The sequence below is a fragment of the Pseudomonas sp. SDO55104_S430 genome (assembly GCF_054070595.1).
In genome coordinates, this window is record NZ_JBSVXG010000266.1 from 1 (window position 1) to 7,049 (window position 7,049).

Sequence of the window (7,049 nt, forward strand, 5' to 3'; positions counted from 1 at the left end):
TGGATCTGTTTGCACCTCATCCCTGTGGGAGCGAGCCTGCTCGCGATGGCGGGCTAACGGGCGCCCAAAATTATGGATTGAGGTTCGAGTTGCTCTGCCCCACCGCCAACCCCGCCCGAATCGCCGCCAACGCCGCCTGATAATAGGCCTTGCCCTCCGCCGACTCGGCAAAGGTAGCGAACTCTTCCAGCTCTTCATCACTCAGGTCGCGATAGACATACAACAGAGTGTTGTTCAGGTCACTGCCGATCTGGTCCATCAAACGCTGGCGCTGCCCGTTGAGCATGCCCTGCGCCTGACCCCCGCCGAGCAGTCCAGGAATCATCGAACTCAAACTGTCAGCGGCCACACCGGCAATCGCCAGGCTGACTTCGGCACCGGCTTCACGCGCAGGCAGTGCCTGGGCCAAGTGGCCAATGATCAGCAGGCGGCTGTCGCTGGCGGTCATCTTCGGCAGGCCCTTGGCGTTTTTCGCCAGCTGATCGCGGCGGGTCGCCAGCAATTCGGCGGCGACGATTTTCTTGCCCAGTGGCGACTGGAAAAACGTCAAGGCAGGTTTCGGATCGGCAAGGTTCTTGCGCAACTGCGCTTCGGCGCGCTGATCCACGGCCTTGGCATCGAAACGTTGATTGCTGTTGTTGACCAGGGCCTGGAACACCGCTGGCGGCAGGCTGTTTTGATAGCGTTGCTGGGCGGCCGAAAGAGCATCATTGAAATGCGCGCGTTGTTCCGGCCAGCCTGCAACCTTGTACAACTGGTCGTGGCTGTCTGCCCAGGCGGGCAAAACGCAGAACATCAGCAGAGAGAAAAGCAAACGGCGCATAGGGACTCCTGTCAGCAGGCGACTATTCTCCGTGTGGCATACGGACTTGTCGAGAATTCGTATCAACCCGCCGCGTGGCTCTGTCGGATTTTCAGGCGCAGGAATACTATGCGCGCCATGCAAATACCTTCTGATCACCCATTGCTGTTACGAATCGTCGATGACCTGGCTGCACATGGCTGGTCCCGGCAAAATATTTTCCTGCCTGAAGATTTGACCCGCGCGCTGGCGGCCGAGTGCCGTAAACGCAGTGCCGAGGGCGAACTGGCGCCGGCCGGAGTCGGGCGCGGCGCATCCACGGAAATCCGCGAAGGCATTCGCGGCGATCACATCCAGTGGATCGATCCCGGCCAGGCCGAGTCCTGCGACAGCTACCTGAACCTGATGGACAGCCTGCGCGAAGCGATGAATCGCCATCTGTTCCTGGGCCTGGAAGACTTCGAGTGTCATTTCGCGATGTACCCGCCCGGCGCGTTCTACCTCAAGCACGTCGATCGTTTTCGCGATGACGACCGGCGCGCGGTGTCGGCGGTGGTCTACCTCAACGACGACTGGCTGCCGGAGCATGGCGGTCAGCTGCGCATGTACCTGGACGAGGACACGCAACACGATGTGCTGCCGACCGGTGGCTGCCTGGTGGTGTTCCTGTCCGGCGATGTCCCCCACGAAGTCCTGCCGGCGACCCGTGAACGCCTGTCGTTGACCGGCTGGTTCCGCCGTCGCGGCAACGAGCCGTTCTGATCATGCAGAAAATCCTGGTAAGCCGCTGTCTGCTGGGGCACCGCGTGCGCTACGACGGCGGTGCCAGCGGGCCGTTCGATCAGTTGCAGGTCTGGCTCGATGAAGGCCGGGTCGTGCCCTTGTGCCCTGAGGTCGCCGGCGGCTTGCCGACACCGCGAGCGGCGGCGGAGATTCCGGGCGGGCAGGGTGTCGAGGTGCTGGAAGGGCGCGCGGCGGTCATCACCACCGAGGGGGAGGATGTCAGCGCGCAGTTTCTGTCCGGGGCCCATCAGGCGCTGGAACTGGTGCAAAAGCACAATATCCGCATCGCCATCCTCAAGGCCAACAGCCCCTCCTGCGGCAACCGGCAGACGTATGACGGGACGTTCAGCGGGGTGAAGGTCAGTGGCGAGGGGGTGACGGCGGCGTTGCTCAAGCGCCATGGGGTGTTGGTGTTCAGTGAGCTGGAGCTGGCTGAGGCGGCTGAGGCGCTGGCAAGACTCAACTAATCAACAACACAGAACCTGTGGGAGCGGGCTTGCCCGCGATAGCTGAGTGTCAGGCAACATCTGTGTTGAATGAGAAATCGCTATCGCGGGCAAGCCCGCTCCCACAGGTTTTGCATTAAGTTTGACTCTGCTGTGTCTCAAGGTTTAGCCGCAACCCCCGACTCCGCCCCAAACCACTTCTCCTCCAGCGCCTGCAACCGACCATCCCCTTTGATCCGCTGCAACGCATTCTCCAGGCTCGCATGAAACGCCGGGTTGCCCTTCTGGAACGGGATCGCCAGGTTCACCGTCGGCACAGCCTTGGGTTTTTCTTCCGTCAGCGACTGCACCAGCAGGATCGGTTGCGGCTGCTCGTCCTTCTGCGCGATCAATTGCGCGCTGGTGCGAATGTAAGGTTCGCTGAAGTCGAAACGATCCGCGAGCGCCGGGGTCTGTGTAATGTGATTGATGGCGATGTCGTACTTGCCGCTCTCGACGCCGGTCAGCAGATCGTTGGCATCGGTGACGACGAAGTCGGCGCGCACATCCAGTTCGTTGGCCAGCAGTTGACCCAATTCGACTTCGAAGCCATCGAGCTTGTCGTCTTTCTTGAAATTGAAAGGTGGGGTATTGGCGTCGAGGGCGATGCGCAATTCACCGCGGTCGTTTACGTCATCAATCAGTTCGGCGTGAGCCAAAGGGCTCAAAAGGGGTAGCAGACAGATCAGGCCAGGCAGAAAGCGCATGGTCACTCCTTGAATTCATTATTGCGACGCTCTGGTTCAGGCTCGCTTTGCTATGGTTGTCGAGTGCCTTCGACAACGATTGACCATGAAGTTGTGATGGTCACGCGAATTTTACGGAAAAACTGGAGAAGAGAATGAAATCCTTTATGTCACGTGCTGCTTTGGCTGGCCTGTTGATGGGTGTTTCAGTGTTGGCCAGTGCGGCGACGCCCGCGCCGAAAGGTGCCGAAGTGTCCATCGTATCTCCCAAGGACGGCGGCACGGTTCCGAAGACCTTCATGGTCAAGTTCGCTGTTGAAAACGTTTCGCTGGCGCCTGCCGGCGATCCTACCAAGAACACCGGCCATCACCATCTGCTGATCGACGTCGACCAGTTGCCTGCCGCCGGTCAGCCGATTCCAAGCGATGCCAACCATATTCACTTCGGCAAGGCGCAGACTCAGGCTGAAGTGACGCTGACCCCGGGCGAACACACCCTGCAGCTGGAATTGGGTGATGCGAACCACATGCCGTTCGATCCGCCGATCGTTTCGGAAAAGATCACCGTTAACGTCAAATAAAAAAGGGAGCCCTTCGGGGCTCCCTTTTTTATTGAGCTGCAAGTTTCAAGCTATAAGCCACAAGCAAAGCAAACCTCAGCTTGCCGCTTGTAGCTCGAGGCTTGTAGCTGCTTTAGAAAAGCACGCGACTACGGATAGTGCCGTTGACGTGCTGCAGCTTCTCTTGCGCCAGTTCCGAGTACTCGGCGTCCACGTCGATTACAACGTAGCCGACCTTGTCGTTGGTCTGCAGGAACTGACCGGAGATGTTGATGCCGTTTTCGGCGAAGACCTTGTTGATCTCGCTCATCACACCCGGGATGTTCTCGTGGATGTGCAGCAGACGGTGCTTGCCAGGGTGAGCCGGCAGGGCCACTTCCGGGAAGTTCACGGACGATACCGAAGTACCGTTGTCGCTGTACTTGACCAGCTTCTCGGCCACTTCCAGACCGATGTTGGCTTGCGCCTCGGCAGTGGAACCACCGATGTGCGGGGTCAGGATCACGTTGTCCAGGCCACGCAGCGGGCTTTCGAACTCTTCGTCGTTGGAGCGAGGCTCCACCGGGAATACGTCGATGGCCGCGCCGATCAGGTGCTTGTCCTTGATGGCCTCGGCCAGGTGGTCCAGCTCGACCACGGTGCCGCGTGCGGCGTTGATCAGGATGCCGCCCTTCTTGATGGCGCGGATTTCCTTCTCGCCGATCATCCACTGAGTCGCAGCGGTTTCCGGAACGTGCAGGGTCACGATGTCGGACATGCCCAGCAGCTCGTGCAGGTTGCCGACCTGAGTGGCGTTACCCAGCGGCAGCTTGGTCACGGTGTCGTAGAAGTAAACCTGCATGCCCAGGCCTTCGGCCAGAACGGACAGTTGAGTACCGATCGAGCCATAACCGACGATGCCCAGCTTCTTGCCGCGGATTTCGAAGGAGTTGGCCGCGCTCTTGATCCAGCCGCCACGGTGGCAGGAAGCGTTCTTCTCAGGGATGCCGCGCAGCAACAGGATCGCTTCGGCCAGCACCAACTCGGCAACGGAACGGGTGTTGGAGTACGGGGCGTTGAACACGGCGATACCGCGCTCGCGGGCCGCGTCCAGGTCGACCTGGTTGGTGCCGATGCAGAAACAGCCGACAGCGACGAGTTTCTTCGCGTGATCGAAGATCTCTTCAGTCAGTTGAGTGCGGGAGCGAATGCCGATGAAGTGAGCATCAGCGATCTTTTCCTTCAGCTGGGCTTCCGGCAGGGAACCTGTGAGGTACTCGATGCTGGTGTAGCCCGCCGCCTTGAGGACGTCGACAGCCGATTGATGGACGCCTTCGAGAAGAAGGAACTTGATCTTGCTCTTGTCGAGAGAAGTCTTGCTCATCTGCGTAAACCTGTATCCCGGAGAAAAATGGCAGGGAAGGGAGCAGCCTGGAGCTGACCCGAACGGCAGGAAAGCCGTCGCCGCAGAATCGCCCTTGGGCACTATGCTGCGGGGTCGGTATGCTAGCATACGCCCCCGCCAAACACTCATTCCTGCGACGTGAAGCGTTCTCAGGATGACCATGAATTGTTCGAGAGTTCTGTCGATGACCAGTCATGCCGTGATTGAAGAGCTGAAGACCCTGGTTGAGCCTGGCAAGGTGTTGACCGATGCCGAATCGCTGAACGCCTACGGCAAGGACTGGACCAAGCACTTCCCTCCGGCCCCCACGGCCATCGTGTTTCCCAAGACCACCGAACAGGTCCAGGCCATCGTCCTGTGGGCCAACCGGCATAAGGTTGCGCTGGTGCCGTCCGGCGGCCGTACCGGGCTTTCCGCCGCGGCGGTGGCGGCCAATGGCGAGGTCGTCGTCTCGTTCGACTATATGAACCATATCCTCGACGTGAACCTCACCGACCGCACCGCCGTCTGTCAGCCGGGCGTGGTCACCGAACATCTGCAGAACGTCGCCGAAGAAAAGGGCCTGTACTACCCGGTGGATTTCGCTTCCGCCGGATCCAGCCAGATTGGCGGCAATATCGGCACCAATGCCGGCGGGATCAAGGTCATTCGCTACGGCATGACCCGGAATTGGGTCGCCGGCATGAAAGTGGTCACCGGCAAGGGTGACGTGCTGGAACTGAACCGCGACCTGATCAAGAACGCCACCGGCTACGACATGCGCCAGCTGTTCATCGGCTCCGAAGGCACCCTGGGTTTCGTCGTCGAAGCCACCATGCGCCTGGACCGTGCCCCGAAAAACCTCACCGCGATGGTCCTCGGCACCGCCGATTTCGACTCGATCATGCCGGTGCTGCACGCGTTTCAGGGCAGGCTCGACCTGACCGCCTTCGAATTCTTCTCCGACAAGGCCCTGGCCAAGATCATGGGCCGCGGCGATGTCCCGGCGCCGTTTGAAACCGGTTGCCCGTTCTACGTGCTGCTGGAGTTCGAGGCGACCACCGAGGAAGTGGCCAACCTGGCCCTGGAAACCTTCGAGCACTGCGTGGAGCAGGGCTGGGTGCTGGATGGCGTGATGAGCCAGAGCGAAACCCAGCTGCAGAACCTGTGGAAACTGCGCGAGTACATCTCCGAAACCATTTCCCACTGGACGCCGTACAAGAACGACATTTCGGTCACCGTGTCGAAAGTCCCGGCGTTTCTCAAGGAAATCGATGCGATCGTCGGCAAGCATTACCCGGATTTCGAAGTCGTCTGGTACGGCCACATCGGCGACGGCAACCTGCACCTGAACATCCTCAAGCCGGATGACCTGAGCAAGGACGAGTTTTTCGCCAAGTGCGCGACCGTCAACAAATGGGTGTTCGAGATCGTCGAGAAGTACAACGGTTCGATCTCCGCCGAGCACGGCGTGGGCATGACCAAGCGGGATTACCTGACCTACAGCCGTTCGCCGGCCGAGATCGAGTACATGAAAGCGGTCAAGGCGGTGTTCGACCCGAACGGGATCATGAACCCGGGCAAGATTTTCGCTGTTTGAGTTTTGAATTTAAGCGCTACGAACCAGGAGTCGTTCCATGAGCTATCAGCACCAGTATGTCGACGGTACGCGTATTCACTTCCCGCTGGGCAAAGTGGTGTGCATCGGCCGTAACTACGCCGAACACGCCAAGGAACTGGACAATCCGGTGCCTACCGAACCACTGCTGTTCATCAAGCCGGGCAGTTGTGTGGTGCCGCTGGAAGGCGGTTTCAGCATTCCGACCGAGCGCGGTTCGGTGCATTACGAGGCGGAAATCGCGGTGTTGATCGGCAAGCCGTTGTCGACCAAGCCGAGCCGTGAAGAAGTGCTCGACGCCATTTCCGGCTTCGCCCCGGCGCTGGACCTGACCCTGCGGGACAAGCAGGCCGAGCTGAAGTCCAAGGGCCTGCCCTGGGAAATCGCCAAGTCCTTCGACGGCGCGGCGGTAATCGCCCCGTTCGTGTCCGGCGGCACCTTCGCCGACCTGACCGACATCGGCATTCGCCTGACCATCAACGGCGAAGTTCGCCAGGACGGCAACAGCAGCGCCATGCTCAATCCGATCGTGCCGATGATCCAGCACATGGCCGGCTGCTTCTCGCTGCAGGCTGGCGACGTGATCCTGACCGGCACCCCGGTTGGCGTCGGCCCGCTGAATGTCGGTGATGAGCTGGTTCTCGAACTGCCAGGCGCCAGCAGCTTTACCAGCAGCGTTCGCTAGTCCGGATACCCCTGAAATGGCTACCCCCGCACCCCCTGTAATCGCTCGCTAAGCTTTCACAGGGGGC

At 60.1% G+C, this 7,049-nt stretch carries 8 protein-coding genes; 5 read left to right on the forward strand and 3 right to left on the reverse strand.

Features of this window, described 5'->3' with window-relative positions; translation table 11 throughout:
• Window positions 1–70: 70 nt before the first annotated feature.
• Window positions 71–823, reverse strand: coding sequence for a DUF2059 domain-containing protein (locus ACW9JE_RS27015; protein WP_224540243.1), 753 nt, complete (start codon window positions 821–823; stop codon window positions 71–73).
• A 108-nt stretch (window positions 824–931) separates the two neighbouring features.
• On the opposite strand from ACW9JE_RS27015, the gene ACW9JE_RS27020 reads away from it, so the two are divergent.
• Window positions 932–1,564, forward strand: coding sequence for a 2OG-Fe(II) oxygenase (locus ACW9JE_RS27020; RefSeq protein WP_457434497.1), 633 nt, complete (start codon window positions 932–934; stop codon window positions 1,562–1,564).
• Window positions 1,565–1,566: 2 nt separating this feature from the next.
• The gene (locus tag ACW9JE_RS27025; RefSeq protein WP_457434498.1) at window positions 1,567–2,052 is read left to right on the forward strand and encodes a DUF523 domain-containing protein; all 486 of its coding nucleotides are present in this window, start codon (window positions 1,567–1,569) and stop codon (window positions 2,050–2,052) included.
• Window positions 2,053–2,189: 137 nt separating this feature from the next.
• Here the strand turns inward: ACW9JE_RS27025 and ACW9JE_RS27030 are convergent, their stop codons facing one another.
• Window positions 2,190–2,777 (reverse strand): transporter substrate-binding domain-containing protein, encoded by a 588-nt coding sequence (locus ACW9JE_RS27030; protein ID WP_457434499.1) that lies wholly within the window; start codon window positions 2,775–2,777, stop codon window positions 2,190–2,192.
• A 134-nt stretch (window positions 2,778–2,911) separates the two neighbouring features.
• Between ACW9JE_RS27030 and ACW9JE_RS27035 the strand changes: the two genes are divergently transcribed.
• Window positions 2,912–3,337 (forward strand): DUF4399 domain-containing protein, encoded by a 426-nt coding sequence (locus ACW9JE_RS27035; protein ID WP_224540251.1) that lies wholly within the window; start codon window positions 2,912–2,914, stop codon window positions 3,335–3,337.
• Window positions 3,338–3,449: 112 nt separating this feature from the next.
• Here ACW9JE_RS27035 and serA read toward each other — a convergent pair whose 3' ends face one another.
• The gene (gene serA, locus ACW9JE_RS27040; RefSeq protein WP_457434500.1) at window positions 3,450–4,679 is read right to left on the reverse strand and encodes a phosphoglycerate dehydrogenase; all 1,230 of its coding nucleotides are present in this window, start codon (window positions 4,677–4,679) and stop codon (window positions 3,450–3,452) included.
• Window positions 4,680–4,884: 205 nt separating this feature from the next.
• On the opposite strand from serA, the gene ACW9JE_RS27045 reads away from it, so the two are divergent.
• Window positions 4,885–6,279, forward strand: a complete 1,395-nt coding sequence (locus ACW9JE_RS27045) for an FAD-binding oxidoreductase (protein ID WP_457434501.1) — start codon at window positions 4,885–4,887, stop codon at window positions 6,277–6,279.
• Window positions 6,280–6,316: 37 nt separating this feature from the next.
• Window positions 6,317–6,982, forward strand: a complete 666-nt coding sequence (locus ACW9JE_RS27050; RefSeq protein WP_457434502.1) for a fumarylacetoacetate hydrolase family protein — start codon at window positions 6,317–6,319, stop codon at window positions 6,980–6,982.
• Window positions 6,983–7,049 lie beyond the last annotated feature (67 nt).